We start from the raw sequence: 26389 nt of genomic DNA, 5'->3' as shown, positions 1-26389 counted from the left end.
CCGAACCTCAAACGTGACCCACGCTCAGAGAGCGCGTCACGAGGTCTCGACAAGCTCGACCACCGATCCAGCCCGGTTCCGCGAGGGTCGGGCGCTCCCGAAGCGCGACTACTTCTTCGGCAACGCCCGGTCCAGGTCGTGAATCAGATCGGCGACATCCTCGATGCCCACCGAGAGACGCACAATGTTGTCGGGCACCTCCAACGTGGTGCCGCGCACCGAGGCGTGTGTCATCTCCGACGGGTAGTTCACGAGTGATTCCACGCCGCCGAGCGACTCGGCGAGCTGGAACAGTCGGGTCTTCTCCGCGAACCGCCGCGCGGCCTTCGCCCCGCCGACGAACGCGAGCGACAGCATCCCGCCGAAGCCGCTCATCTGTTTGGCCGCGAGCGCGTGCCCGGGGTGCCCGGGCAACCCGGGGTAGTAGACGGCTTCGAGCGCCGGATGCCCCACCAGGTGTTCGGCGATGGCCTGGGCGTTGCTGCAGTGGCGGTCCATCCGCACCGACAGCGTCTTGATGCCGCGAACCGTCAGCCAGGCGTCGAGCGGAGCCGACACCGGACCGGCGGCGAACTGCAGAAACTGCGCCTTCTCGGCGAGCGCGTCGTCGTTGATGATCAGCGCGCCGCCGAGCACATCGGAGTGCCCGCCCAGATACTTGGTGGTCGAATGCACCACGACATCGGCACCGTGCAACAGCGGCCGCTGCAGCGCCGGCGACGCAAAGGTGTTGTCGACGACCACGATGAGACCGGCACGATGACCGATCTCGGCCAACTCGGCGATGTCGCTGATCTTCATGAGCGGGTTGCTCGGGGTCTCGATCCAGAGCATCTTCGTCTCGCCGGGAATGATCGCTTTCTCGACCGCGCGCAGGTCAGACATGTCGACGACTGTGTTGCGGATGCCCCAGGGACCGTGCACGCGCTCGATCAGCCGGTGGGTTCCTCCGTAGACGTCGTTGCCCATCACGATGTGATCGCCCGGACTCAGCGCTGCGCGCAGCAGAGTGTCTTCGGCAGCCAGTCCGCTGGCGAATGACAGGCCGTGCTTGCCGCCCTCGAGCGCGGCGAGCAGGGTCTGCAGCGAATCACGCGTCGGGTTGCCGCCGCGGCTGTATTCGTAGCCGCCGCGCAGTTCGCCGATGCTCTTCTGCACGAAGGTGCTGGTCTGGTAGATCGGCGGGATGACCGCGCCCGTGGTCGGGTCGAACTCCTGCCCGGCATGAATGGCGACGGTGTTGAAGTGCTGCTTCCTGGCCATGGTGAGTCTGTTCCTTTGTTCTTGCGAGTCTTGCGAGTGTGACGAGTGTTCGGCGATGAGAAGTCTCAGCGCGAGTCAGGCGCTGAGGTAGTTGAGCAGGTCGTGCCGGGTGACGACGCCGAGCGGCTTGCCCCCGTCGGTCACCAGCAGCGCGTCGTGCTTGGCGAATGCGGCCCGCGCCGACGCGACGGGTTCGTTCACGCCGATCAGCGGCAGGGGGACGCCGAGGAAATCACCGACCCGATCGGCCAGCTTCGCTGTGCCCTCAAAGACGAGGTCCATCAACGCGCGCTCATCGAGCGCCCCAACGACTTCTCCCATCACCACCGGTGGTTTGGCGTTCAAGACCAGCAGTTGCGACACATTCGCGCTCGTCATCGTCTCGAGCGCGTCGTGCACGGTGTCGCTCGGGTGCACGTAGACGAACGCCGGCAGTGCGCCGGTTTTCGCCGAGAGCAGGTTGCCGACCGTGTGCCCGCTCGGCGCATTGCTGAATCCGTAGCTGCGCATCCAGCCGTCGTTGAAGATCTTGCCGAGGTAGCCGCGACCGCCGTCGGGCAGCAGCACGACGACGGTGTCGCTCGCGGTCAGCTTCTCGGCCGCGCGGAGGGCCGCGACCACCGCCATCCCGCTGGAACCGCCGACCAGGATTCCCTCTTCAAGGGCAAGTCTGCGGGTCATCGCGAAGGAGTCGGCGTCGGAGACGGCGATGATCTCGTGCACGACCGAGGGGTCGTAGGCGGCCGGCCAGAAGTCTTCGCCGACGCCTTCGACGAGGTACGGCCGACCGGTGCCGCCCGAGTAGACCGAGCCTTCCGGATCGGCGCCGATGATGGTGACCGTGTCGCCGGACACCTCGCGCAGGTAGCGTCCGGTTCCGGAGATGGTGCCGCCGGTGCCGACGCCGGCCACGAAATGAGTGACGGTGCCGTCGGTGTCGCGCCAGATTTCGGGGCCGGTCGTCTCGTAGTGGCTGAGCGGCCCGTTCGGGTTGGCGTACTGGTTGGGTTTGAACGCGCCCGGAATCTCGCGAACGAGCCGGTCGGAGACGCTGTAGTACGACTCCGGGTCGTCGGGGGCCACGGATGTCGGGGTCACGACGATCTGCGCGCCATACGCGGTGAGCACATTGCGTTTGTCTTCGCCGACCTTGTCCGGCAGCACGAAGACGCAGTTGTAGCCGCGCTGTTGGGCGACGAGCGCGAGACCCACACCGGTGTTGCCGGAGGTCGGTTCGACGATGGTTCCGCCGGGCAACAGCAGCCCGTCGCGCTCGGCGGCGTCGATGATGCGGGTGGCGATGCGGTCTTTCGACGAACCGCCGGGGTTCAAATACTCAAGCTTCACCAGAATCGTGGCGGCGATGCCATCGGTGACTGAGTTGAGTTTGACCAGCGGAGTGTCGCCGATCAGATCAAGAATCGTCTGGGCAATCTTCATGGAAGGTCCTTCGTTGACTGTCGCGCTCGACGCGGCCCGGCTCTGCGTGCAAGCGGCGAGACGGCGACGATGGGTCGTGCAGGATGTGCGGGGTCGGCTAGCGACAGCGACAACAGGGAGACAACGTCTGGGCGAACACGACTCCATGCTAGTGCGCGCACCTGCTCAGAATCACCTCTTGACGTAACTCTGACCGCACGACCGGTGACTGTGAAGAACCTGTGAGACAGGCCGAGTGGGAAGCACTGCAGGGGTTCCATACGTTCGTATTGTTGAAGGACAATCACGAGAGGCCTCTAATGACCCCCGCGCCACAGTCAGGCTCACAGCTTGATCCCCAGAATTTGACCGTCAAGCAACAGCGTCAGGTGCAGCGAGACAAGAAGCTCGAAGCATTCCGCAAGGAGCAGAAGCGCACGGCGCGCAACCGCAAAATCGGAATCTCCATCGCCATCGTTGCCTCTGTTGCAGTGGTCGGTTTGGTTGTCGCCTCGGTGGTTTTGACGCCGCAGCGGGCGAGCTACGACGCCAACGCCGCCGGCAGTGGCGCGAAGATCGACGGCGTGAAGACATTTGAGAATGGCGCCGGTCACGTCGAGACCGCGGTCACCTATCCGCAGACTCCCCCGGCCGGCGGCGAACACAACCCGATGTGGCTGAACTGTGGCGTCTACACCGAGCCGGTCCCCAACGAAAACGCCGTGCACTCCCTGGAGCACGGTGCCGTCTGGGTCACCTACGACCCGTCGATCAGCGAGTCGGAACTCTCTGCCCTGAAGCTCAAGATTCCCACGACGTATGCCGTGCTGTCGCCCTTCGAAGACATCCCCGCCCCCATCGTTCTGAGCGCCTGGAACGCGCAGCTCACGGTCGACAAGGCCGATGACCCGCGCATCGCGAAGTTCTTCGAGGAGTACTGGAAGAGCCCGAACGTTCCGGAACCCGGTTCGGCCTGCACCGGTGCGTTCGACGCCCCCGGAAAGGTCAGCTAGCCGTTGGCAGTGACTCCCGCCGAGACGATTCCCGCTGACACAGACGACTCCGACGCGTTCGACGACGCCGCGGAGACATCCGCCGAGACATCCGCCGAAACGCCGGCCGCCGCGCCGCCACGTCGGTTCAGTCGTGCCGCGGTGCTTGTCGCAGCTCTGCTTGTTCTCGCCGTGGTCGCCGTCGGCGCCTTCGCGGTCGGGCGTCTGAGCACGCTCGACAATCCCACGCCGAGCGCCAACAGCGCCGAGGCCGGCTTTGCGCGTGACATGCAGACCCACCACATTCAGGGTGTCGAATTGTCGATGATCGTGCGCGATCTCACCGACGATCCCGACGTGCGCCTGCTCGCCTACGACATCGCCACGACCCAGGGCCAGCAGTCCGGCCAGCTCTACGGCTGGCTCACCGAATGGCAGCTCTCCCAGCTGGGCAGCGAACCGTCGATGACCTGGATGACACGCCCCGGCCGTTCCGATACCGGTCACGAGCACGCGTCAGCCCACGTGCCCGGCGCTCCGATGCCGGGACTGGCGACGGATGCTCAGATCAAGGAGTTGAAGGCCGCCTCGGGTGTCGAAGCCGAGCGCATCTTTCTCACTCTGATGATCGCCCACCACCAGGGTGCGATCGAGATGGCCGAAGCGGTGCTCGATCGGGCCGACAACACCTCGGTGCTGGGCTTTGCGAACTCCGTCATGCTCAGTCAGGCGTCAGAGATCAAGCTGATGCAGGACATGCTGGCCGAGCGCTCCTAGCTCGCTCGCGCGGGCGGCACCTGTCGTCGCGCGGGTCGGGCGCCGCCCCGCGGGCTGAACTCAGCGCGCGCCGCGGCTTTCGACCCGCGCACTGCCCGATCCGGCTCATCCCAGACCCGATCGATGCCAGATCCGACCGATGCCCGATCCGATCGATGCCCGATCCGATCGATGCCCGCTCCGATCACGGGCGGTTCAATCGACGGCCGGCACCACCGAGGCGCCTTGCTCGGAGTAGAGCCGCGCATACACGCCGTTCTGCGCCAGCAGCTCGGAGTGACGCCCCCGCTCGACGATCTTTCCGCCGTCGACGACGAAGATCACGTCGGCCGACACAATCGTCGACAGCCGATGCGCAATCGCGATCGTCGTGCGCCCGCGCGAGGCCGTGTCGAGCGCGGCCTGCACGACGCGCTCGGAGATCGAGTCGAGGGCGCTCGTCGCCTCATCGAGAATGAGCACTTCCGGGTCTTTGAGCAACACCCGCGCGATCGCGATGCGCTGCTTCTCCCCGCCGGAGAGCCGGTAGCCGCGTTCTCCGACGAGCGTGTCATAGCGATCGGGGAAGGAGGCGATCGTGTCGTGGATGTTCGCGGCACGTGCCGCCGCCTCGAGTTCGGCGTCGCTCGCATCCGGCTTGGCGTAGCGCAGGTTCTCGGCGATGGTCGCGTGGAAGAGATAGGTTTCTTGGCTGACGATGCCGATGTGGGAGACGAGCGACTTCTGCTCCAGCTCGCGCACATCGATGCCGGAGAACAGCACCCGGCCGGCCGTCGCCTCGTAGAACCGCGGGATCAGGTAGGACACGGTGGTCTTGCCGGCGCCCGACGGGCCGACGAACGCCGCGAATTCTCCGGGCTCGATGCTGAACGAAACGGCGTCGAGCGTGGGCCGGGAGTCGGGGCCGGCATCGGGGTAGGCGAAGGTGACGGCGTCGAACTCGACCTTGCCCTTCGCCTCGCTCCGCGCCGGAACCGGGTGGGCATCCGGAGCGTCGACGATCGCGGGTTTCAGGTCGAGGTACTCGAAGATCCGCGCGAACAGTGCACCGGATGTCTGAAGATCGAGCGCGACGCGCATCAGCCCCAGCAACGGGAACATCAGCCGGGCCTGCACCGTCGTGAACGCCACGATGGTGCCGGCGGTGACATCCGTTGCCCCGTTCTGAATCAGCAGACCCGAGACCAGATAGACGATCGCCGGGATGCTCGACAAGAAGATGCTGACCATGGCGAAGAACCATTGGCCGCTCATCTGCTGGCGCACCTGCAGGTGAATCTGGTTGTTGTTCTCGTCGGAGTAGCGGCCGATCTCGGTCTGCTGGCGGGTGAAGCTCTTGGCCAAGAGGATGCCGGACACGCTCAGCGTCTCCTGCGTGATCGCGGTCATGTCCGAGAGCGATTCCTGCGTCTGGGTGGCGATGCGAGCGCGCACCTGCCCGACGCGGCGCTGCGCGATCACGAGGATCGGCATCAGGATGACGGCCACGATCGTGAGCTGCCAGTTGAGCAGCAGCATCGCGACGAACGCGGCGATCACGGTGACGGTGTTGCCGAGCACGCTGGAGATGGTGTTGGTCAGCACGCTGGCGACCCCGCCGACGTCGTTCTGCAGCCGGGACTGGATCACCCCCGTCTTGGTCTTCGTGAAGAAGCTCAGTTCCATCGCCTGGAGGTGGGTGAACAGCCGCACCCGCAGCGCGCCCATCACCTGGTTGCCGACCGTCGCGGTCAGCCAGGTCTGCCAGACGCCGAGCAGCGCTCCGACAATGTAGACGCCGAGCATGATGCCGACGAGCGTGCCGAGAACCTGCATGTTGGGCGTGCCGCTCGGCGGAAAAAGTCCGTCGTCGAATGCCCGCTGAGTCAGCAGCGGCGGCACGACCGAGAGTGCGGCGCCGACCAGCACGAGCACGATCGTGACGGCGAGCGCGACCTTGTGCGGGGCGAAGAGGGTCGAGATGCGGCCAAGCAGATGCGGGATGCGCGGGGCCTGCGCGTTCGCCTCCCGCTGTGCCTTGACGTCGCCGCCGCTGATCCGGCCGCCACCACCACCGCCTGTGCCGCCGCCTGCTCGTCGCCCACCACCGCCACCGCCATGCATTCCGCTCATACGATCACCCTAGGTCGGGTTGCTCGCACTATCCTCACTGACCAGCTCTCCTGGCTCACTTTGCGCACGTTGCTCGTCGGATTCGTGCCCCTCTGTGCTCGTCTCGGTACCCAATTCAGGAGCGGAGGTGTGTCGCATCCGTTTTCGGAGGGTGTTTGCCCGCGGCTCGCCGCTCCGCTCCTGAATTGGGTCCTCCACAGCGGGACGAAATGGAGACCATCCACGACCTGCGCATTGGCGCGCCACGGCCATGCAGGGGACGCCATCGTTCATTCATGATTTCAGTGACGAAAGTGCTCAGCACCCATGACGGAGTCGCCCCACGAAGTGTGCTTCTGGCGGATGGCGTCGGTCGCAAACAATTGGCCGCTGCGATTCATCTCGGCCGCGCCATCCGAGTGCGACGCGGCTGGTACGCCCTCCCGTTGGTCAACCCCGATCTGATCGCGGCGGTCAGGGTCGGCGGACGACTCGCGTGTGTCTCCGCCGCCCGCCACTACGGTTGGGCAGTCGGCGAAGGCCTCGGTCTTCATGTTTGCGTCGCGGCCAACGCGTCGCGGCTGCGCTCGCCTGACGCTCCTGCACAACGGATGCCGCCGCAGGGATCCCCGGGCGTCACCCTCCATTGGGCGTCCATCCAGTCCGTCGGCGCTGAAGCGCCGCTGGTCACCACCCGGCGCGAAACCGTTCTCCAGCTCGCAACCTGTCAAAGCCCGGAGCTCACCGTCGCCGCCCTCGACTCGTTCATTCGCCTCGACTCGCGCCGCAGCGCCGAACTCCCCGATTGGCTCGCCGAGCTTCCCCGGCACATCCTCGACCAGTTCGAATCGTGCAGCGCGCTCTGCGAGAGTTTTCTCGAAAGCATCGGTCGGATCCGGCTCGCGGGTGACGGCATCCGTGGTGAGCATCAAGTGCGCTTTGCGGGTGTTGGTCGGGTTGACCTCGTAATCGATGGCTGGTTGGTCATCGAATGGGACGGTCTCGAACACCACGACAATGGCCCCGCTCACGACGAGGATTGCCGACGCGACGCTGTGCTCGCAGCACGGGGTTACCGCACGCTGCGCTTTACCTATTCGATGGTGATGCACGAGTGGTACTTGGTCATCGCGGCGATTCGTGCCACGCTCGCCGGCGGTCGTCCCGCGCGCCCGTAGCCAGCTCCAGCTCGCGCGCGGTTCCCCGCACTCCGCGCCTCGCGCCTGAATCCGCAACCTGTGGGTACCTAATTCAGGAACGGAGGTGTGTCACAGCCACAATTCGCCCTGAACACCCGCGGCTCGCCGCTCCGCTCCTGAATTGGGTACCAACAACCACCCCGATCACGCCGGCCAACAGCCAACAGCCAACAGCCCACAGCCCACAGCCCACAGCCCACAGCCCACAGCCCAACAATCCGCCCGCGTGGCCTTCTCGAGCGCCAACCACCCGGTAGCAAGCGCTACACCGGGTACCTAATTCAGGAACCTGTGGGTACCCAATTCAGGAACGGAGGTGTGTCAGGGCCATAGTCCGCCCTGTATAGCCGCGGCTCGCCGCTCCGCTCCTGAATTGGGTACCGACCGTCGTCAGGCAGCCGACAGCAGGCCGCAGGCCGCAGGCCGCGCACTACCCCTTCGTCGAACCCGCGAGCAAGCCCCGCACGAAGAAACGCTGCAGCGCGAAGAACACCAGCAGCGGCACCAGGATCGAGATGAACGCTCCCGCCGTGAGCAGGTGCCAATCCTGGCCCCGGCTTCCGGTGATCTCCGCCAGCAGCTTCGTCATCGGCGCCACCGCGCCATCGGCGAAGATCAGCGCCACCAGCAGGTCGTTCCAGACCCACAGAAATTGGAAGATGGCGAACGACGCCAACGCCGGCATCGTCAACGGCAGGATGATCCGGAAGAAGATCTGACCGTGCCCGGCGCCATCCACCTTCGCCGCTTCGATGACCTCCGACGGAATCTCCGACACGAAGTTGTACAGCAAGAAGATGGCGAGCGGGAGCGCGAACATGGTGTGCGCAATCCACACCTGCGCATAGCCGCCGCCGGCGTTCAGCGCTGACACAACCGGGAAACCGAAGATCGTTCCCTTCGAGAACAGCTGCAACAGCGGCACCAGCGCCATCTGCAGCGGCACGATCTGCAGCGCGAACACCGCGATGAACAGCATGTTCTTGCCACGAAAATCGATCCACGCAAACGCGTAGGCCGCCAGGCTCGCAATGATCAGCGGCAGGATGGTGGCGGGGAGGGTGATCGCGATCGAGTTGATGAACGCCCCGGCCAGGTTCAGCTGGCTGTTTCCGGCGGCGAGCACCTCCGAATAGTTGTCGAGCGTGAAACCCCAGTTGGAGAACATCGTCCACCAGCCGGTGGTGCGCACTTCCTGCGCCGGGCGGAATGAGGAGACGAAGAGGCCAAAGGTCGGCACCGTCCACAACACGGCGATCAGGAGCGCCGCAATCGTGGCGCCGCGACTGGTCAGGCGCCGCTTCACGCGTTTGGCCGCGCCGCCCTCCGACTTTCTCTCTCCCCGACGGAGCTGCTCCTCGAGCTCGGGCTCGACCGGCAACTCGATCGGCAGGATCGCGCTCATCGGATCTCCCTCTGCTTCTTAATCTGTCTGGCGTTGTAGACGACGATCGGCATCACCAGCAGAAACAGCACGACGGCGAAGGCCGCCGAACGGCCCTGCTCGAAGTTCTTGAACTGGGTGTACATCTCGTTGGCGATGACACTGGTGTCGTTGGCGCCGGCCGTCATGGTGCGCACAATGTCGAACACCTTCAGCGAGGCGATCGAGATCGTCGTCAGCACCACGATGAGCGAACCGCGGATGCCGGGAACGATCACGTTGACGAACCGCTGCCACGGGCTAGTTCCGTCCAGCTCCGCCGCCTCGAGTTGTTCGGTCGGGACGCCCTTGATCGCCGCCGAGAGTACGACCATGGCAAACCCGGTCTGAACCCAGATCAGCACGACGATCAGGAACAACGTGTTCCAGGGTTCCACCGCCAAGAAGTCGACCGGCGTTCCGCCCAGCCACACGACGATCTGGTTGAGCAAACCGATCTGGTTCTGGTCGGCCGGCCGGGCTGTGTAGACGAAGCGCCAAATAATGGATGCGCCGACGAACGAGATCGCCATCGGCATGAACACCAGGATCTTGAAGTACTTCTCGCCGCGGCTCTTGTCGATGAACATGGCGTAGGCCAGACCGGCGATCGTTGAGACCAGCGGGGCGATCAGAACCCAGACAATGGTGTTTCCCACGGTGCGAACCGCCTCGGGCTGGGTGAACACCCAGACGAAATTGTCGAAGCCGATGAACTCAGTGCCCCGCGAATTCTGAAAGGCCTGCACGGTGGTTTGAAGTGTCGGAATCACCAAACCGATCGTCAACAGCAGGATGGCCGGCGAGAGAAAACCCACCAGCTGGAAGAGATAACCAGCCCCTTTTCGCGACCGGTAATCGAGGATGAAGAACAGCCCCCCGAGTACCGCGGCGATGATGACTGCCCAGTCGTAGGAGCCGACCAGGATGAGAATCAGAGCCGGTGCGGCGATGCACACGGCCAACCGGATGCCGGTGTACAGCTTGCCGCTGCGCGGAGCGATCTCGACAAAGAAGAGGATCGCCGCGACGACGAGCACGAACGTCAGGATGATGATGGGCACCTGCACGAGCGGCGGCATCTGCCCGAGCCAAGCGAAGAATTCTGACATGGACACCTCTCGAGAGCAGACTTCACGCCTGCGAATCAGCAGTCAAACGCCGGCAGCGACTCCGTCTACCGGGTACAACCGTGGGCCGTTTTCACAAAGTGAAACCGGCCCACGGCTGAGAGTTCCGAAAATTCGGTGAAACTACTAGCTCGACGGCCAGCCGGCTTCGATGCTGGTGAGCACCTCACCGGTCGGTGCGCCGTTGACCCAGTTGACCATTCCCTTCCAGAACGTGCCGGCCCCGACCGCGCCCGGCATCAGGTCTGACGCGTCGAAGCGGAACGTCGTTTTCGGGTCCTGCAGAATCGTGATGGCCTGCTGCAGAATCGGGCTCTTTGCGTTCGCCGGGTCGAGACCCTTGTTGGCGCTGATCACACCGCCGAGTGCAACCCGGCTGTTCGCCCAGTCTGCACTCGAGAGGTAGGCCTGCACCTTCTGCGTGTCGGCGTCGTCAGCGAATGCACCGACGATTTCGCCGCCACCGGTCACGGCCGAGGCGCCGGCTTCCTGGCCCGGCGTGATGAATGCCCAGACGTCGCCGTCGGGGCCGACGGTGCCGCCGGCATCCGTGATGAAGCCGTCGAAGAAGGATGCCTGGTGCGTCATCGCGCAGGTGCCGTCTGAGATCGGAGTGGCCACATCGCCGAACGCGGTGCTGTTGATCGAGGCGACATCGCCAAAGCCGGCGTTGACGTAGCTCGGGTTGAGCAGCAGCTCACCAACGGAATCGAAAGCGCTGGCGATTGCCGGATCGGTGAACGGAATCTCGTTCTTCACCCACTTGTCATAGGTCTCCGCGCCGGACTGGCGCAGCACGAGGTCTTCGACCCAGTCGGTGCCCGGCCACCCGGTGGCGTCGCCCGAACCGAAGCCGGCGCACCAGGGTGCCTTGCCGGTCTTCTCTTGGATGGTCTTGGTGACGGCGAGCAGCTCGTCCCAGGTCGTCGGAACTTCGACGCCCCAGTCGGTGAAGTTCTTCGGTGAGTACCAGACGAAGCCCTTGACGCTGGCCATCAGCGGGGCGCCGTAGAAGGTGTCCTCGACGGTGCCGTACGCCTTCCAGTCCGGCGACCAACCCGAGTCGACGTTCGCCTCGACCTCGGCGGGTGCCGGCTTCAGATATCCGCGCGTTGCCAGGTCGGCCATCAGACCCGGCTGCGGGAAGATTGCGAGATCGGGAGCGTTACCGCCCTGAGCCCTGATTGCGATCTGAGCCTCGAACTCTTTCGACGACTCGTACTTGATGTTGATGTTGTTGTCTTTTTCCCATTGCGCCCACGACTCTTCAAGCAGCTCAGCTTCAGTGTCGGCGATGGTGCCATAGACGGTGACTTCTCCGTCACCCGCTGCGCCCGACGAGTCGGTCCCTGCTCCCGGTCCGTTTCCACAGCCGGTGAGCGCGAGCCCGATGACGGCCGCGACGGCGGTGGGGATAGTGAATCTGCGGAATTGTTTCACGCTCATTCGGTTCCTCCTCATTGAGTGTCTGAAAGCGCTCTCACACGGCTCCGAAGCCATGGCAAGCGCTTGCAAGGCCCAACTTAGGGGGGCAAGAGAAGCGCGGGCAAGCAATGGGCCGCGATTGAATGCTCTGATGCCGAATCGTTACATCGTCACGGGCACTCGGCGATGAGTCCACCCGGCACTGCAGCCTCGCTCGAATGGCACTCCCCGCGCCCGTCAGCGCTGGGAACCAGCGAGCAACGCCGTCACGAAATAGCGCTGGAACGCGAAGAACACGATCAGCGGAATGATCATCGAGAGAAACGCGCCAGCCGACAGCACATCCACGTTCGCCCCGAACTGACGCAGCTGGCCTTGAATCGCCACGGTCACCGGTTGCGACGACGCATTGGTGAAGATCAGGGCCACGAGTAGGTCGTTCCAGACCCAGAGAAACTGGAAGATGCCGAGCGACGCGATCGCGGGCATCCCGAGCGGCAGGATGATGCGGGTGAAGATGCGCCACTCGCTCGCGCCGTCGAGGCGCGCGGCCTCCATCAACTCCCCCGGCACCTGCGTGAAGAAGTTGCGCAGCAAGAAGATCGCAAACGGCAACCCGAACGCCACGTGAAAGATCACCACACCGGCAATGGAGCCGAACAATCCGACGGACCCATAGAGTCTGGCGATCGGAATCAGAGCGATCTGCACGGGCACCGCCAGCATCACGATCACGGCGATCAGCAGCCAGTCACGGCCCGGAAAGTCGATCCAGGCGAACGCGTAGCCGGCCAACGACCCGATGGTGATCACCAGCAGCGTCGCCGGCAGCGTGATGGCGATGGTGTTGACGAACGAACCGACGAACTGAGAGTTGCTGAGCAGATCTGAGTAGTTGTTGAAGGTGAGCTGAGCCGGCGCGGAGAGCACTGTCCACCATCCGGTCTGGCTGTTGTCGGTGCTGTTGCGGAGCGACGAGATGAACAGCCCGACCGTCGGCACCAGCCAGAAGATCGCGATGATCGCGAGAACCAGGTTGACGACGGCATGACCGAAGAACGCGACGATCCGGGCACCGACGCTGCGTTTTCCCGTGACCGGTCGCCCGACTTCGGCGGAGGCATCCGTGGTGAGAACTGACTCGAGTGGAACGGTCATCGTTCCCGCTCCATCCTGAATCGCCGCACATTGATGATCATGAAGGGCAGCACCAGAATCAGTAGCAGCACCGAGAGTGCGCTACCAAGCCCTTGATTATTGCCGCCACCGAACGACACCGTCCACATTTGAACTGCGATCACCGTGGCAGCCGGCAGCGATGACGGCGGAGGGATGACATAAACCAAGTCAAAGATCTTGAGCACGTTGACGATCAGGGTGATGAACACGACGACCAGCACCGGTGAGAGCAACGGCGCAGTGATTCGCCGGAACACCTGCCATTCATTGGCGCCATCAATGCGCGCCGCATCTTGCAGCGAACGGTCCATCGTCGACAAGCCGGATGCGATCATCACCATGGCGAAGCCCGCCCAGATCCAGATGTAGCTGAGAATCACGACCGCCGTGACCAGGGTCGGGCCGAGCCAGGACACTCCTTGATAGGGAGCGCTGAAGTTGCTGGCCGGGAGCACCATCGAATACGAACCCGATGCCAGCCCGGTGATCAGATAGGTTCCGTCATTGGCCGTATGAGCGGTGCCGAGTACCTTTCCCGACACGTCTTGAGCGACGACCTCGATCCCTGGCATGCCCTTCTTGCCGTCACCGAGCTGACCGGGGGTGCCCAGCCCGCCCTTCACGAAGTCGAGCCACACCGTTCCGCCGATGGCGTCGTCGGCGGGTGTCGGTGCCGCGACGGCGGTCGTCGCCGAATCCGGAAGGGTGTCGGGAGCGACTCCGATCAGGGCGAAGTCCTGCATCGAGCCGGCGCTGACCGCCTCGTTGGCGAAGACGGCGCCGCCCCTGACCGTTGTGCCGGTGTCCTCGCGAGGGCGAGCGTTCGGGTAGGCGGCCCCACCGCCGAAAGCCTGCTGCACGCCGACGAGCGCGGCGTTCACGGAGCCCAGCTGCGGGTTCTCCTGAAATGTGGTTCGAAAGATGACCCCGGCGGCGACCATCGAGATGGCCATCGGCATGAACACGATCAGCTTGAATGCGATCGACCATTTGATGCGTTCCATCAGCACCGCGAAGATCAGGCCGAGGATCGTCACGGTGACGGGAACCACCGCGACCCAGATGACGTTGTTCCGAATCGCGGTGAAGGTCGCCGGATCGGTGAACATTTCGACATAGTTGCCCAGGCCGAGAAAGTTGGTGCCCGCCGCGTCGTAGAGCGACCGCCAGAGCGAGTAGATCACCGGATAGGCCACCAACGCCCCGAGTAGCACGAGCGCCGGCGCGAGAAACAAGCCGGCCGCCCACATCCGTCGCCGCTTTGCGGCGGCACTGTGGTTTCGTTGCGGGTGGTCTCCTGCCCCACCCGCAACCGTTCCCACACCGGCCGAGGTCGTCATGACCGCTCCTAGCCCGCTGGTCGATTACTGTGCATACGCAGCGGCGGCAGCGTCTTCAAGCTTCTGCTGCGTGCCGGCAATATCTGACGGGTTGTTGAAGAAGTCGATCAGGATCTGCCACTCACCGGCGCCCTTTGTTCCGCCGAACGCGCTTGGTGACAGGTCAGACATATCGAAGCGGAAGACATCCGCGTTCACCAATGCTTCGGCGATCTGCTTGCTTGTCGCGTCGGGGTAGGCCGACAAGTCGACCTTCTTGTTCGGCGAGGTGAATCCGCCCGCCTTCACCCAGATCGTCGCGGCTTCGGGTGTGGCCAGGTACTGCATCAACGCCGCAGCTCCCTTATTGTCTTTCAGCTGCACCGCGACGTTTCCACCGCCGACGACTGACGACGGCGAGTTGTCGATCGAGGGGAAGTCGTAGAACTTTGCGGTCTCCCCCACCACCGACTTGGTGTCGCTCGTGATGTTCCCGGCGACGAAGTCTCCTTCGTAGACGGTGCCGGCCGCCGGCGGCGTTCCGAACACCGCGATGACCGAATCACCGAAGGTGCGCTGTGCAGTGCCGGGTTGCACCAGAACCGTGCTCGACCAGAGGTTGGCAAGCACCGTCAGTGCCTTGGTCACCGAAGGATCGGTCCACGGAATTTCATGCGCGGCCAGCTTGTCGTACATCTCGCCGCCAGCAGTGCGCAGGTACACATTCTCAAACCAGTCGGTCAACGGCCAGCCGGCATCCGCGCCGATGGAGAGCCCGTAGACACCGGAGGTGGAGACCAGACCCAACTGGGTGAGGAAGTCGTCCCAGGTCTTGGGCACTTGCGCTCCTGCGGCGTCATAGACGTCGGTGTTGTACCAGACGGTCGACTTGTTGGCGCCCTTGAACCAGACTCCGTAGTCCTTGCCGCCTGAGGTTGCCAGGGTGATCCAATCGGGCGAGTAGTTGGCCTTGACGATCGACTGCGTCGCCGAATCGAGTGGGATGAGGCTTCCCGCCTTGGCGAGGGAGTCCAAGAGACCGGGCTGCGGAATCACCGCAACGTCTGGCGGGTCACCGCCCTCGACCTTGGTGTTCAGCGTGGTGGCCACATCGGAGCCGTAGCTCGTGTAGTTGACCTTGGCGCCGGTTTCGCTTTCGAACTGCGCGAGAACCTTCTCGAAGTTGGTCTGTTCAGACCCCGACCAGTCGGCAGCCACATTCAAGGTCACCCCCGACAGATCGGCCGTCGCGCCCTCTGTCGTCGACGACGTGGTGCCGCCCGACGTGCAGCCGACGAGCGCGAATGCCGCGACTGCGAGGATCGCGGTCGGAGCGATGAATCGGTGTTGGCGCATGAAGCTCATTGCCTTCTCCTCAACCTGAGCGAGTCGACCGTTCGGGCCGACATGCAACCATCTGCTGGCTGCAGATCAAAGCGCAGCCCAGAGGGTCAGAGAAAGATCGGATGCCTGAGGGCAGGCGTTTCGTCGGCCAATGTAGGCGCGCCAGCCGCCCCCGGCAAGGGTGTTGGACCGATCTGGCGCCCGAATCGTTATCGGGCCGAGCGGTTAGCTGTCGCCCGCCCCGATCGCTTCGGCTTCGGCGAGTGCGTCGACCTCGAAACCGTCGGCGCGACGGAGCCGGCCCCGCCCGATCACCACGATCAGGGCGGCGATGAGCACGGATGCCGCTGCCGCGTAGAACGGAGCGGCCGGAGTGAGCGCGACGGCCAACAACGTCGCCGCCGGCGGCGCGATGGCCCCACCGAGGAAGCGCACCCCCGAGTAGGCCGACGACGCCACAGTGCGCGGCAGATCCGTCGCCTCCATCACGCACTCGGTGAGCACGGTGTTCAGAATTCCGAGCAGCATGCCGCCGACGATGACGCACCCGATCAGACCGACCTCTGAGTCGATCAGCAGGGCGGCGGCCACGAGGTCGAGCACGAGGAGGGGCAGCACGGTGGCGAGCACCCGGGTGCGCGGCATCCGCTTGGTGAGCAGCGGCGCCACCCAGACCGAGGTGATCGCCAGCGAGAGACCCCAGCCGAAGAAGATGAATCCGAGGGTGATGGCGCTCGACAGGCCCAACGGGATGAGCGCGAACGGCGTGTAGGCGAGCAGCACGAAGAAGCCGATGTTGTAGAAGAGTGCGGCGGAGGCCAGCACGCCGAGTGCCGGATTGGCGAGCGCGCGGAACGGCGCCGACAGCCGAGTCGGGGTGGGCGCGACCGTTTCTTTCTTCAGGAGAACGACGATGGCGATGAAACCGATTGCCATCAGGGTGGCGGTGCCGAAGAACGGGCCACGCCAGCTGATGCTGCCGAGCAGCCCGCCGACAAGTGGACCGATCGCGATTCCGAGGCCGAGCGCCGCCTCATAGAGAATGATGGCCGACGACGTGCCGCCAGACGCCGCCCCGACGATGGTCGCCAGCGCCGTCGAGATGAACAGTGCGTTGCCGAGCCCCCAGCCGGCGCGGAAGCCGATGATCGACTCGACATCCTGCGAGAAACCGGCGGCGAGCGCGAACACCACGATGAGCGCCAAGCCGATCAGTAGCGTGCGCTTGGCGCCGATCCGGGTCGAGAGCCAGCTGGTGAAGAACATCGCGATGCCGGTGATGACGAGATAGCTCGTGAAGAGCATCTCGGTTTCGGTGGGGGTGGCCTGCAGATCGTGGGCGATGGCCGGCAGAATCGGGTCGACGAGGCCGATTCCCATGAACGCGATCACGCAGGCGAAGGCGACCGCCCAGACCGCCCGCGGTTGGTGGAGGATGCTGGGCGCCTTCGCCGGGACCGTCGTCGACACGGCGGTCATGACCGCGCGTCCGCGTCGTCTGAGATTCCTGCGGATGCTGCTTTGTCGATGTTTCCTGCCTTGTCGACGGCGTCAACACGAGCCGCCACGATCTCGACCGCACGCCGAAGTGTCGCGACTTCGTCTGCATCCAGGTCGCCGAAGAGTGGCATCAGTGCGGTGGTGAGTTCGTCCCGCCAGGCCATCAGCGCCGCGAAGCCCGCGTCACTGACCTCGATCAGGCTCGCGCGGGCATCCGTCGGATCGGGCCGACGGCTCACCCAGCCGCGCTCGTCGAGAGTGGTGACCAGGTTCGTGGCCGTCGGCTGCGAGACCCGGCTGTTCTCGGCTAGCGCACCGAGCCGCATCGGCCCGCTGCTACGCAACACACTGAGCGTTCGCCACAGCGCCGGTGATTCCGTGCCGCCCGCCGCGCGCGCCGCCACGCGGGTGAGACGGTGGTTGACCACGACGAGATCGCCGAGTACCTGATGCAGATCGGATTCCATACCCCAATTATATATAGGGAACCTATCTAAAAGCGACATCAACCCAGGCGGATGTTGTCAGAGCATCGTCAGGGCGCCAACACCGTGACCCGCTCCGCCACCAGGTCGACCGACTCCCGACGGATCGCCACCGCCACGACCACGCTCAGCACGAGCCCCAGGATGGCCATCACCACGAAGCTCGCCATCCAGCCGCCCGTCGCGGTATGCAACAGTCCGATCACCAGCGAGCCGGCGCCCGCGAAGGCGTAGCCGACACCCTGCCCGACCGCGGAGACGACTCCGGCTGTGCTCGGATTCGCCGACATCGTGACGATCAGACTGATCGACAGCCCGAAGGCGGCGCTTTGCACGGCGCCGAGGCCGCCGACCACCCAGAAGACCTGCTCGTTCGACGAGAAGTACAGCGCCAACATCCCTATTGCGATGGCGATCCCGAGACCCGGCCCGACCCAGACCAGCACCGCACGGCGCCGGGCCAGAATCGGAGTGATCAGGGTCGGCACGAAGCCGGCGATGCTGAACCAGGCGAGCAACCAGCCGGTCTGGGCCGAGTCGTGCCCGCGTTCGAGCAGCAGCAATGGCATCCAGGCGGTCATCGCGAAGTAGAGCAGCGCCTGCACCCCGAACACGAGCGTCAGCAGCGCCATGGTGCGCGTTGCGCGCGGAGCGAAGTCGAGCGCTGGGCGCTGCTGCGGCGGGGCGCCGCCGTCGCTGCGCATCCGTAGCACCCCGACGAGCAGCGGGATGCCGGCGACGAGGGCGGGCAACGCCCACACCCCCCAGGCGACATCGATGCGCTGGCCGGATGCCGTATAGATCGGAGAGACGAGGGATGCCCCGAGTGCCGCTCCGACGCCGAAGCTCATGCTGCTGAGCCCCACCCACAGCCCCGACGCGTCAAGCGACTTCAAGAACTGCGGCAGCAGAGTTCCCGCCGCCATGATCGCGGCCCCCACCAGGAAGGTTCCCGGCAGCAGAAGCGCTGGCCAGAGAACCCTGATCAGCAAGCCGGCGGCGAGTGCCCACATCGACCACAGCAGCACGGCCCCGACGCCGTGCCGACGGGCCAGCCAGGGCCCGAGCGGAGCGCTGAGGCCGAAGGCGATGACCGGCAAAGTGGCCAGCACCGTCGTCTCAACGGCGCTCAGCTCAAGCGCGAGCCGCGCCCCCTCGAGGGTCGCGGCGACTGTCGTGACGGCGGGTCGCAGGTTGAGGCCGACGAGAAGTGCTGCCGTGAGACCGAGAGCTCGGGCGGAGCGCTGCCGAACAGCGTGCCGCTCAGGAGTCGAGAACACTGAGCCCCTCGGCGACGACCCGGCCGTCGTGCAGAACCGTGCGGTCGCTTCCGCGATCCATGACCGTGCTGGCGACGGTTTCTCCGTCGACGATGAGCAGATCGGCACGGTCTCCGACGGCCACACCCGGCCGGTCGAGAACGCCGCGCAACCGGGGTACCTCGTGACTCATGATGCTCGCACCGCCCATCGTCGCCACCGCCAGCGCGTGCTCGATGAGTTCGTCGCGCCGAAAATTGTTCGTGAACGCCAGCTGCCAGGTGCGGTCGAGCATGTCGCAGTTGCCGTAGGGGCTCCAATAGTCGCGTTGGCCGTCTTCGCCGAGTCCGACGCGCACTCCGGCCTCGGTCAGCTCAACCAACGAGAGTTGGTTGCTCGCCGACGGGGCGACCGTCGCCATCGACACGTCGAGTTCGGCGAACTGCTCAATCAAACGGCGGCTCACGACCTCGGAGACCGACCCGAGTTCATAGGCATGCGACATCGTGACCTTGCCCTGCATCCCGAGTGCGCGCGTGCGTTCGAGCACGAGTTCGGTGCTGAACACGCCCAGCTCGCCGGGTTCGTGCAGGTGTATGTCGATCTCAACCTGGTACTTCTCGGCGAGACCGAAGACGATGTCGAGGTGTTTGGCCGGGTCGCGGTCGAGCTGGCTCGGGTCGATGCCGCCCATCACATCGGCACCCTGCTTGAGTGACTCTTCGAGCAACTCGATTGTTCCTTCTTCGCGCAGGATGCCGGCCTGCGGAAACGTCATGATCTGCACGTCGGCGTGCGCGGAGAACTTCTGCTTCGCTGCCATCACCGCATCGAACTTCTCGAGCTTGCAGTCGACGTCGACCTGGGCGTACGAGCGCACCCGGGTGGTGCCCCGCGCAATCATCTGCTCGAGGGTTCCGGCGGTGCGCTCCGGCAGTCCGATCTCGGCCGTGCGCCAGTTGTTGCGATCGTTGAGCATCATCCCCCAGACACCCGGCGCGCCCGTGTGCTCCCGAAACGGCAGGCCGATGCGGCTGGAGTCGAGGTGCACGTGTACGTCGCTGAACGCGGGCACGACGAGACGCCCCCGTCCGTCGACCACCTCGCGACCGGCGTCCGGAATACCAGGCATGCCCTGCAGAACCGGCGCAGTGGAGTCGACGAGATGCGGCGTGATGGCGGCGATGCGTCCGCCCTCGATGAGCAGATCGACGGCGGCGGTGCCCCAGGGGCGAACGTTGGTGACGAGCATGTGGTGTCCTTTCGGGCGAGGCAATGGGCGCCTCACTCTCTCACCCACTCGCGCACGCGCAGCATCCGCGGATAGGATCACTAAATGGTATACCAAAGCACCCGTGAACGCTCTCAGTATGATGACGGGATGACAATCGCGCTGCACAACGAAGGGGAAACAGCTCGCGTCACCCGGGTGCTGCGTGAACAGATCATCGGCGGCGAGCGGGCGCCAGGATCGCGCCTTGTCGAACGAGAGATCGCCACTTCGCTCGGGGTCAGCCGGGTTCCCGTGCGCGAGGCGCTCCGCGTCTTGGTGGCGGAGGGCCTCGTTCTGCCACGACCGCATAGCTGGATGACAGTGCGACAGTTCACCGACCACGACATCGAAGAGCTCTTTCAGGTGCGCGCCGCGTTCGACTCGCTTGCGTTCACCCTGGCCGCCCGCCAGGCCGGCCCGACTGAACTCGCCCGCCTCGCGCTTGTGCTCTCCGCCGAGTCTGAATCGGCAGCCGCCAGCGAGACCGGTGCCTCGCGCGCTGCGTCAGCGTCGTTCCACGAACTGGTGATCGAGATTTCGGGAAACTCGCTTCTCGCCGAGCTCTGGCGAACCCTGAGCGGACGGATGCGCTGGCTGCTCGGCCAGCACGATCACCCGATCGAGATGCATGAGGAGCACGCCCGCCTGTATGCCGCGATCGCGACTCACGACGAGGTCGCGGCCGCGGCGCTCGCGATCACCCACCTCGAAACCAGCCGTCGCGCATTCGAGAGCCACCGCCTCCAGGCAGACGAAGCAACGCGCGTCGACTGAGTCGTTGGCAGTGCCCGAGCACGTACCGCCCGAGCCCGCCACCTACGCCATGGCGACGTCGCGCACGGCGATCTCGGTGAAGAAGCAGGCCGCAGAGTGCGCTGCTCCGACCTCCAGAGCGGGACGCTCGGCCGCGCACAACTCCTGCGGAATCGGGCAGCGCGTTCGAAACGCACACCCGCTCGGCGGGTTCGCGGCGTCCGGCGGCTCGCCGGCCAGGGCGTGGGTAGTGCGCGCGACCCCAGGGCGCGCGACCGGAGCGGACGCGAGCAGCGAGCGGGTGTATGGATGCTGCGGAGCCGTGAAAATCTCCTGCTTGGAGCCGCGTTCGACGATTCGACCGAGATACATCACCGCAACCTCGTCTGCGATGTGTCGAACCACCGAGAGATCATGGGAAACGAAGAGGTAGGCGAGTTGGAGCTCCTCCTGCAGCTCGGCGAGCAGATTTAAGATCTGCGCCTGAATCGAGACGTCGAGCGCGGACACCGGTTCGTCGAGCACCAGCACCTCCGGTCTGAGTGCCAAGGCGCGTGCGATGCCGACGCGCTGCCGCTGACCCCCCGAGAACTCCGACGGTTTGCGCTCGGCCATTTCGGCACTGACGCCGACGCGGTCGAGAAGCTCGGCGACGGCTTTGGCGTCGTAGCGGCCCGCGATGCGCAGCGGCTCCGCGACAATCTCATGAACCGTCATGCGCGGGTCAAGTGCCGAGTAAGGGTCTTGAAAGACCATCTGCATCTGAGTGCCGAGCTTCTTGCGCTCGGCCCGGCCCAGATCGGTCACCTCGGTTCCGAAGACCCTGATTGACCCACGATTGATCGGGGTCAGGCCGAAGAGCGAACGGATGAGCGTCGACTTTCCGCAGCCTGACTCGCCGACCAGCCCCAGAGTCTGACCGCGCTTCAGCTCCAGGCTGACCCCGTCGACGGCCTTCACGACCTTGCCCGATCGGAAACGGCTGGCCCGTCCGAAATGCACGGCAAGGTCTGTGATCTCAACAACGGATTCGCTCACTGCTGCTCCCCAATCGATTCGAGAACCGGCCGTCTGCCGAGTTCGATCGGCATCCGTTCGCCGGCAAAGTGACAGGCCGACAGCACGCCGTTTCCCCGCTCGGTCAGTTCAGGACGCACCTCCATGCAGGCGTTGCGCCCCGCGGCGAGGGCGCAGCGCGGCGCGAAAGCGCATCCGCTCGGCCGATCGCGCGGAGAGGGCGGGTTGCCGGGAATGGCGTACGCCCGTTCGCTGTCTTCGCGCAGCAAGCTCGCGAGGAGGCCTTGCGTATAGGGATGGGTGGGCCGTTCGAAGACCTCGGTGACCAGACCGGACTCGACGATCCGGCCGCTGTACATAATGAGCATGCGTGACGCGTTTTCGGCGGCCAGGCCCAAGTCGTGGGTGATCAACACAAGTGCGGAACCGAGTTCTTCACGCGCCGCGGCGAGGGTGTGCATCACCTGCGCCTGGATGGTCACGTCGAGTGCTGTCGTCGGCTCGTCCGCGATCAGCAGTTCCGGGTCGTTGGCCATCGCCATGGCGATGATCGCGCGCTGCCGCATCCCTCCCGACCACTGATGGGGGTAGGCGCGTGCCCGGGTTTCAGGTTGCGGAACCCCGACCTTGCGTAGAAGTATGTGCACCCGGTCGGCGGCTTGACGCTTGCTCAGCGAGCCGTGCAGGCGCACCGCCTCGGCGAGCTGGGCGCCGACCCGGCGAAGCGGGTTGAGCGAGGTCATCGGGTCCTGAAAGATCATTCCGATCTCATTTCCCCTGATGCGTCGCATGGCGCGATCCCGGAGCCCGATGATCTCCCGGCCTCGCCATTCGATCGAGCCGCGGGAGATTCGCAGCCCGAGCGGAAGCAGGCCCATCACGGCCAGCATCGTGAGGCTCTTTCCCGAACCGGACTCGCCGACGATGCAGAGCACCTCCCCGGCGCGAACCTCGAAGGACACCGAGTCGACAAGAACGACCTCGCCCCCCGGGGTATCGGTGACGATGACGAGATCCGTGACGCGCAGGAGCACTGTCGACCCGGCATCGGTGGTCTGTTGCACAGGGAGCGTCATCTCAGCGCACCTTTCGGAGGGGCAGAGTTCCCTCTGCGGTGAATTTCTGGCTGAGGAACTGGATTCCGACGACGACCAGGAAGATCGCCAAGCCGGGAAGCACGGCCGGCCAGGGGTCGAGACGCAGGGTCTTCTGGCCTTCCAGAATGAGACCGCCCCAGGTGGGAGAAGGAGGCTGCACCCCTAGGCCCAGGTAGTCGAGGCCCGCCTGGATCAGCATCACAATGCCAACGTCGGTCACCGCGATGATGAGCATCTGCGGAACGACGTGAGGAAGGATATGTTTGCGAATCGTCCAGCCGGGACCGGCGCCGAGCATCTGTGGGGCGAGCACGAAGTCGCGATCACGCAGCGAGAGCGCGGTGGCCCTGGCCACTCGCGCGTACCCCATCCAAAACGTGAACCCCAAGACCACGACCATCAGCAGCGCGCTCGGCCCCACGATCGAAGCGATGGCGATGAGCAGCAGCACGACGGGCATCGCCAGGTTCACCTCGCTCACGAGCGTGATGAAGTTGTCGATCCAACCGCCGAAAAAGCCGGCACAGAGGCCCATCGTCACCCCGATGACGAGGTTGATCGACACGACCGCCAACGCGATGAGCAGGGTCGTTCGTCCGCCCTGGGCCAGACGGCTCAGGGAGTCGCGACCGATCGCATCCGTTCCGAGCGGGTGTGCCGGGTCGGCAAAGGGAAGCAGCCGCGCCCGGGACAGGTCTTGGGCCAACGGGTCGAATCCCGGTAGCAGCGGGACCACGATGACAAAGAGCAGCATGCCGGCCAGCAGAACAGCACCGACCAGAGGCAGGACCGACGTGGGCCGGCGCATCCGCTGCTTCAGCCTGCGGGGTGGCGCCTTCAGCGCGATCGACACAGTGTCGGAGACGGAATCAGTCAGGGTCATGACAACCTCACTCGGGGATCGATCACCGAATAGAGCACGTCAACGGCGATGTTGACGACGACGAAAATGATGGCGACGACGAGCAGACCCGCCTGAACGACGGCGAAATCACGCTGGCTCACCGCCGTGATGAGCACCTCGCCCAACCCTGGCCAGGCGAACACCTGCTCGACGATGACGGCGCCACCCAACAGTCCGGCCAAGTTGAGACCGGCAACGGTGAGCACGGGCAGAAAGGCGTTCGGCAGCATCTCGGTCACCACGACGGCGGGGTGACTCTTGCCCCGCGCGTACGCGGTGCGCACGTATTCCTGGCCCGCCTGCTCGCTGAGCGAGGAATCGAGCAGCCGCACGTAGAGCACGAATTGAGCGGTGGCGATCGTGGCGACCGGCAGCACAAAGGATGCGGGGCCGGTGTACCCGAGGCTCGGCAACGCTCCGAGCGTGACCGAGAAAACGAGCACGAGCAGCACGCCGAAGAAGAAGTCAGGAATCGACTGGCGCATGGAGCCGCCCCAGATGAAGATCGACCGGAGGAGCTTGCTTCCGCGAATGTGGATCACCAGTGCCGCCCCCACGGCGAGAACAAGGCCGGCGACAAAGGCGGTCAACGCGAGGGTCATCGTGGCCGGCAGCCGTTCGGCGATCATCGTGATCGCCGGCATCCCGGGATTGCGATAGGAGACCCCGAAGTCGCCACGCATCACTCCGGAAACGAAGTCGATGTACTGCTCGAAGACGGGGCGGTTGAAGCCGAGCTTTCCGTTGAGGTCGTGGATCTGCTGCTCGGTTGCGCCGTCGGTGAGGAGGAGCGCGGCGGGTTTCCCGCTCGCTCGTCCGAGCACGAAGGCGATGGTGAGCACACAAAACACGGTCAAGGCCGCCTGGATCAGACGCCGCACCAGAAATGTGGTCATGGGATTTCCCAGTTCGTTGAAGTGACTGTGGCGAGGGGCCGGCGGCTCCCCGGGCGATTGCCGGAGAGCCGCTACGGCCTACTTCGTGAGTGCGACGTCGTTTGCCCGGAAGATGCCGTCGACGGCCGGCTTCCAGGCGAGCGCTGGGTTGACCGCGAAGCTGTTCGACGGGCTGAACAGCGGCACATGGTGAACCTGTTCCGCATTTGCCTGCCAGATCTTCTCGAAGACAGCGTCGCGGTCGGCCTCAGGCGCAGCCTGCTGCTCGAGGTAGAGCTTCGCGAACTCGGGGTCCTTGGCGTAGTCCTCCGGCCCACCGGCCAGCAGCTGGTTGACGACAACGTCGCCGTCCATGCTCGACGGCGACCAGAAGCTCAGGTAGAGCCCGGTCATCTGGTGGTTGGCGATTGACAGGCTTTGGCTCGCCTGCTCCGCGCCGACCAGTTTGATCGTCAAGCCGGCAGCCTTGAGATAACCCTCAATGGCCTGGGCGATCTCCACACTCATCGACAGCCCACCGACGGTCGTGTAGTTGAGCGTGATTTCCTCGCCGTTGTAGCCGGCTTCTGTGAGCAATGACTTCGCTTTCTTCACGTCGTACTTCGGCACGGGGAAGTCGGCGATGTGCCCGGCAACGCCTTCGGCAACCAGCTGGCCGGTCGGCTCGCCGAGTCCGCCCAGGAGCTGCTTGATGAGCGCTTCCCGATCGATCGCGACCGTGATCGCCTGACGGACACGCTCATCACTGAGCGCTCCGGCCGTGGTGTTGACACCGAGGAAGATGACCTGGTTCGACGGGTTCGAGATGACCGAGGCCTGAGTCGATCCGTCCAGGACCGGAACCTGGTTGGGCGGGATGATCGCCGCATCCAGGGTGCCGGACTCGACACCCGTGACGCGGGCATCCTCTGCGCCGACGAAGGCGAAGGTGACCTTGTCGACCGAGGCCGGCTCGCCCCAGTAGCCGTCGAACCGCTTGACGACGTAGTCGACTCCGTGGTTCCACGAAACGAATTGGAACGGACCGGTTCCGACCGGGTTGTCGACAAACCCTTCGAGCTCGGTCGAGTAGACCGCTTCGGGCACGATGCCGATGGTGGCCACCTGGTTCAACCACGCGCTGAACGGGTTGTTCAGGGTGAACCGGACCACCCCCGGTTCGACTTCCTCGACGCTCTTGACCATCGATACCGCCGGGCGGTTGGTCGAGGTGTCAGAGGCCAGGATCGTCGTGTACGTGTAGACGACGTCCGCGGGAGTCATTTCGGCACCGTTGTGGAACTTCACCCCCGGGCGGATCGTGAAGTCCCACTCGCTGAGGTCGTCGTTGTGCGTCCATGACTCGGCCAGGCCGGGCTCGATCTCGCCTGTCGCGGTGATCCGGGTCAGGCCGTCGTAGATGGCGTAGTACATGTTCCAGGCCGCGATCGAGCGGGTCATGATCGGATCGGTGTTGCTCGGCTCAGCGGCCATCGCGAGCGTGACGTCCCCACCGCTGACGGCCTCGGTGCCGCTTCCTCCGGCATCAGCGACGGTGGGCATACAGCCCGTCAGCAGGCCGGCGCTGAGCAGCAGAGCTACGCAAGCGCCCACGGTCTTGAGCTTCATTGTTTCCTCCATTGGAAATATGTGGTTGGGATGCCG

General features: G+C 64.9%; 22 protein-coding genes. 4 read left to right on the top strand and 18 right to left on the bottom strand.

The features are described from left to right. Positions 1-108: 108 nt before the first annotated feature. Positions 109-1263, bottom strand: coding sequence for a cystathionine gamma-synthase (locus AC1DCF_RS07505; RefSeq protein ID WP_477210468.1), 1155 nt, complete (start codon positions 1261-1263; stop codon positions 109-111). A gap of 75 nt (positions 1264-1338) precedes the next feature. After that, positions 1339-2703, bottom strand: a complete 1365-nt coding sequence (locus tag AC1DCF_RS07500) for a cystathionine beta-synthase (protein WP_477210467.1) — start codon at positions 2701-2703, stop codon at positions 1339-1341. A 299-nt stretch (positions 2704-3002) separates the two neighbouring features. Here AC1DCF_RS07500 and AC1DCF_RS07495 point away from each other — a divergent pair, with 299 nt between their 5' ends. After that, complete coding sequence (locus AC1DCF_RS07495; protein ID WP_477210466.1) at positions 3003-3695, top strand: DUF3105 domain-containing protein; 693 nt, start codon at positions 3003-3005, stop codon at positions 3693-3695. A gap of 9 nt (positions 3696-3704) precedes the next feature. Beyond that, the gene (locus tag AC1DCF_RS07490; RefSeq protein WP_477210465.1) at positions 3705-4451 is read left to right on the top strand and encodes a DUF305 domain-containing protein; all 747 of its coding nucleotides are present in this window, start codon (positions 3705-3707) and stop codon (positions 4449-4451) included. Between the two features lie 195 nt (positions 4452-4646). Here AC1DCF_RS07490 and AC1DCF_RS07485 read toward each other — a convergent pair whose 3' ends face one another. Then, positions 4647-6563 carry an ABC transporter ATP-binding protein gene (locus AC1DCF_RS07485; protein ID WP_477210464.1) on the bottom strand — a complete coding sequence of 639 codons (1917 nt, stop codon included), beginning with the start codon at positions 6561-6563 and terminating at the stop codon, positions 4647-4649. Positions 6564-6838: 275 nt separating this feature from the next. Between AC1DCF_RS07485 and AC1DCF_RS07480 the strand changes: the two genes are divergently transcribed. Then, on the top strand, positions 6839-7720 hold the full coding sequence (locus AC1DCF_RS07480; protein WP_477210463.1) for a DUF559 domain-containing protein: 882 nt from the start codon (positions 6839-6841) through the stop codon (positions 7718-7720). Positions 7721-8171: 451 nt separating this feature from the next. Here AC1DCF_RS07480 and AC1DCF_RS07475 read toward each other — a convergent pair whose 3' ends face one another. The 10 genes from AC1DCF_RS07475 to AC1DCF_RS07430 form a co-directional block, all read right to left on the bottom strand. Then, entirely contained in the window at positions 8172-9146 is a 975-nt protein-coding gene (locus tag AC1DCF_RS07475) for a carbohydrate ABC transporter permease (RefSeq protein ID WP_477210462.1), read from the bottom strand. After that, positions 9143-10276 carry a carbohydrate ABC transporter permease gene (locus tag AC1DCF_RS07470; protein WP_477210461.1) on the bottom strand — a complete coding sequence of 378 codons (1134 nt, stop codon included), beginning with the start codon at positions 10274-10276 and terminating at the stop codon, positions 9143-9145. Before AC1DCF_RS07470 ends, AC1DCF_RS07475 begins: the two co-directional genes overlap by 4 nt. 144 nt (positions 10277-10420) lie before the next feature. Next, positions 10421-11740: an ABC transporter substrate-binding protein gene (locus AC1DCF_RS07465; RefSeq protein WP_477210460.1), complete on the bottom strand. Its 1320-nt coding sequence runs from the start codon at positions 11738-11740 to the stop codon at positions 10421-10423. A gap of 216 nt (positions 11741-11956) precedes the next feature. Further along, positions 11957-12877: a carbohydrate ABC transporter permease gene (locus AC1DCF_RS07460; RefSeq protein ID WP_477210459.1), complete on the bottom strand. Its 921-nt coding sequence runs from the start codon at positions 12875-12877 to the stop codon at positions 11957-11959. Further along, on the bottom strand, positions 12874-14238 hold the full coding sequence (locus AC1DCF_RS07455) for an ABC transporter permease (RefSeq protein ID WP_477210458.1): 1365 nt from the start codon (positions 14236-14238) through the stop codon (positions 12874-12876). Before AC1DCF_RS07455 ends, AC1DCF_RS07460 begins: the two co-directional genes overlap by 4 nt. 24 nt (positions 14239-14262) lie before the next feature. Further along, positions 14263-15582, bottom strand: coding sequence for an ABC transporter substrate-binding protein (locus AC1DCF_RS07450; protein WP_477210457.1), 1320 nt, complete (start codon positions 15580-15582; stop codon positions 14263-14265). Between the two features lie 204 nt (positions 15583-15786). Continuing rightward, a complete protein-coding gene (locus tag AC1DCF_RS07445; RefSeq protein WP_477210456.1) occupies positions 15787-17040 on the bottom strand; it encodes an MFS transporter in 1254 nt (417 codons plus the stop codon). Further along, complete coding sequence (locus AC1DCF_RS07440) at positions 17037-17528, bottom strand: MarR family winged helix-turn-helix transcriptional regulator (protein ID WP_477210455.1); 492 nt, start codon at positions 17526-17528, stop codon at positions 17037-17039. The genes AC1DCF_RS07445 and AC1DCF_RS07440 overlap by 4 nt, the downstream gene beginning before the upstream one ends. A gap of 68 nt (positions 17529-17596) precedes the next feature. Beyond that, positions 17597-18826 carry an MFS transporter gene (locus tag AC1DCF_RS07435; protein ID WP_477210454.1) on the bottom strand — a complete coding sequence of 410 codons (1230 nt, stop codon included), beginning with the start codon at positions 18824-18826 and terminating at the stop codon, positions 17597-17599. Next, a complete protein-coding gene (locus AC1DCF_RS07430; protein WP_477210453.1) occupies positions 18810-20057 on the bottom strand; it encodes an amidohydrolase family protein in 1248 nt (415 codons plus the stop codon). The genes AC1DCF_RS07435 and AC1DCF_RS07430 overlap by 17 nt, the downstream gene beginning before the upstream one ends. A 129-nt stretch (positions 20058-20186) precedes the next feature. Here AC1DCF_RS07430 and AC1DCF_RS07425 point away from each other — a divergent pair, with 129 nt between their 5' ends. Further along, entirely contained in the window at positions 20187-20852 is a 666-nt protein-coding gene (locus AC1DCF_RS07425; RefSeq protein WP_477210452.1) for a GntR family transcriptional regulator, read from the top strand. Positions 20853-20894: 42 nt separating this feature from the next. Here the strand turns inward: AC1DCF_RS07425 and AC1DCF_RS07420 are convergent, their stop codons facing one another. From AC1DCF_RS07420 to AC1DCF_RS07400, 5 genes are all read right to left on the bottom strand, one after another. Then, a complete protein-coding gene (locus tag AC1DCF_RS07420) occupies positions 20895-21869 on the bottom strand; it encodes an ABC transporter ATP-binding protein (RefSeq protein WP_477210451.1) in 975 nt (324 codons plus the stop codon). Then, entirely contained in the window at positions 21866-22924 is a 1059-nt protein-coding gene (locus tag AC1DCF_RS07415) for an ABC transporter ATP-binding protein (protein WP_477210450.1), read from the bottom strand. Before AC1DCF_RS07415 ends, AC1DCF_RS07420 begins: the two co-directional genes overlap by 4 nt. Before the next feature lies 1 nt (position 22925). After that, a complete protein-coding gene (locus AC1DCF_RS07410) occupies positions 22926-23828 on the bottom strand; it encodes an ABC transporter permease (RefSeq protein ID WP_477210449.1) in 903 nt (300 codons plus the stop codon). Then, a complete protein-coding gene (locus AC1DCF_RS07405; RefSeq protein WP_477210448.1) occupies positions 23825-24745 on the bottom strand; it encodes an ABC transporter permease in 921 nt (306 codons plus the stop codon). The genes AC1DCF_RS07410 and AC1DCF_RS07405 overlap by 4 nt, the downstream gene beginning before the upstream one ends. 78 nt (positions 24746-24823) lie before the next feature. Next, on the bottom strand, positions 24824-26353 hold the full coding sequence (locus tag AC1DCF_RS07400; protein ID WP_477210447.1) for an ABC transporter substrate-binding protein: 1530 nt from the start codon (positions 26351-26353) through the stop codon (positions 24824-24826). Between the last annotated feature and the right edge of the window lie 36 nt (positions 26354-26389).

This window comes from Leifsonia sp. 10L418, assembly GCF_056395445.1.
The sequence above is the reverse complement of the archived record's forward strand: the minus strand, read 5'-3'. Positions and strand labels throughout refer to the sequence as shown.

What these genes read in the sequence shown, in the direction of transcription:
- AC1DCF_RS07465 (WP_477210460.1), bottom strand. Translation starts at nt 11,740, where the DNA reads ATGAGCGTGAAACAATTCCGCAGATTCACTATCCCCACCGCCGTCGCG.
- AC1DCF_RS07505 (WP_477210468.1), bottom strand. Translation starts at nt 1,263, where the DNA reads ATGGCCAGGAAGCAGCACTTCAACACCGTCGCCATTCATGCCGGGCAG.
- AC1DCF_RS07410 (WP_477210449.1), bottom strand. Translation starts at nt 23,828, where the DNA reads ATGACCCTGACTGATTCCGTCTCCGACACTGTGTCGATCGCGCTGAAG.
- AC1DCF_RS07425 (WP_477210452.1), top strand. Translation starts at nt 20,187, where the DNA reads ATGACAATCGCGCTGCACAACGAAGGGGAAACAGCTCGCGTCACCCGG.
- AC1DCF_RS07440 (WP_477210455.1), bottom strand. Translation starts at nt 17,528, where the DNA reads ATGGAATCCGATCTGCATCAGGTACTCGGCGATCTCGTCGTGGTCAAC.
- AC1DCF_RS07475 (WP_477210462.1), bottom strand. Translation starts at nt 9,146, where the DNA reads ATGAGCGCGATCCTGCCGATCGAGTTGCCGGTCGAGCCCGAGCTCGAG.
- AC1DCF_RS07480 (WP_477210463.1), top strand. Translation starts at nt 6,839, where the DNA reads ATGATTTCAGTGACGAAAGTGCTCAGCACCCATGACGGAGTCGCCCCA.
- AC1DCF_RS07455 (WP_477210458.1), bottom strand. Translation starts at nt 14,238, where the DNA reads ATGACGACCTCGGCCGGTGTGGGAACGGTTGCGGGTGGGGCAGGAGAC.
- AC1DCF_RS07485 (WP_477210464.1), bottom strand. Translation starts at nt 6,563, where the DNA reads ATGAGCGGAATGCATGGCGGTGGCGGTGGTGGGCGACGAGCAGGCGGC.
- AC1DCF_RS07415 (WP_477210450.1), bottom strand. Translation starts at nt 22,924, where the DNA reads ATGACGCTCCCTGTGCAACAGACCACCGATGCCGGGTCGACAGTGCTC.
- AC1DCF_RS07460 (WP_477210459.1), bottom strand. Translation starts at nt 12,877, where the DNA reads ATGACCGTTCCACTCGAGTCAGTTCTCACCACGGATGCCTCCGCCGAA.
- AC1DCF_RS07400 (WP_477210447.1), bottom strand. Translation starts at nt 26,353, where the DNA reads ATGAAGCTCAAGACCGTGGGCGCTTGCGTAGCTCTGCTGCTCAGCGCC.
- AC1DCF_RS07405 (WP_477210448.1), bottom strand. Translation starts at nt 24,745, where the DNA reads ATGACCACATTTCTGGTGCGGCGTCTGATCCAGGCGGCCTTGACCGTG.
- AC1DCF_RS07445 (WP_477210456.1), bottom strand. Translation starts at nt 17,040, where the DNA reads ATGACCGCCGTGTCGACGACGGTCCCGGCGAAGGCGCCCAGCATCCTC.
- AC1DCF_RS07495 (WP_477210466.1), top strand. Translation starts at nt 3,003, where the DNA reads ATGACCCCCGCGCCACAGTCAGGCTCACAGCTTGATCCCCAGAATTTG.
- AC1DCF_RS07450 (WP_477210457.1), bottom strand. Translation starts at nt 15,582, where the DNA reads ATGAGCTTCATGCGCCAACACCGATTCATCGCTCCGACCGCGATCCTC.
- AC1DCF_RS07430 (WP_477210453.1), bottom strand. Translation starts at nt 20,057, where the DNA reads ATGCTCGTCACCAACGTTCGCCCCTGGGGCACCGCCGCCGTCGATCTG.
- AC1DCF_RS07470 (WP_477210461.1), bottom strand. Translation starts at nt 10,276, where the DNA reads ATGTCAGAATTCTTCGCTTGGCTCGGGCAGATGCCGCCGCTCGTGCAG.
- AC1DCF_RS07500 (WP_477210467.1), bottom strand. Translation starts at nt 2,703, where the DNA reads ATGAAGATTGCCCAGACGATTCTTGATCTGATCGGCGACACTCCGCTG.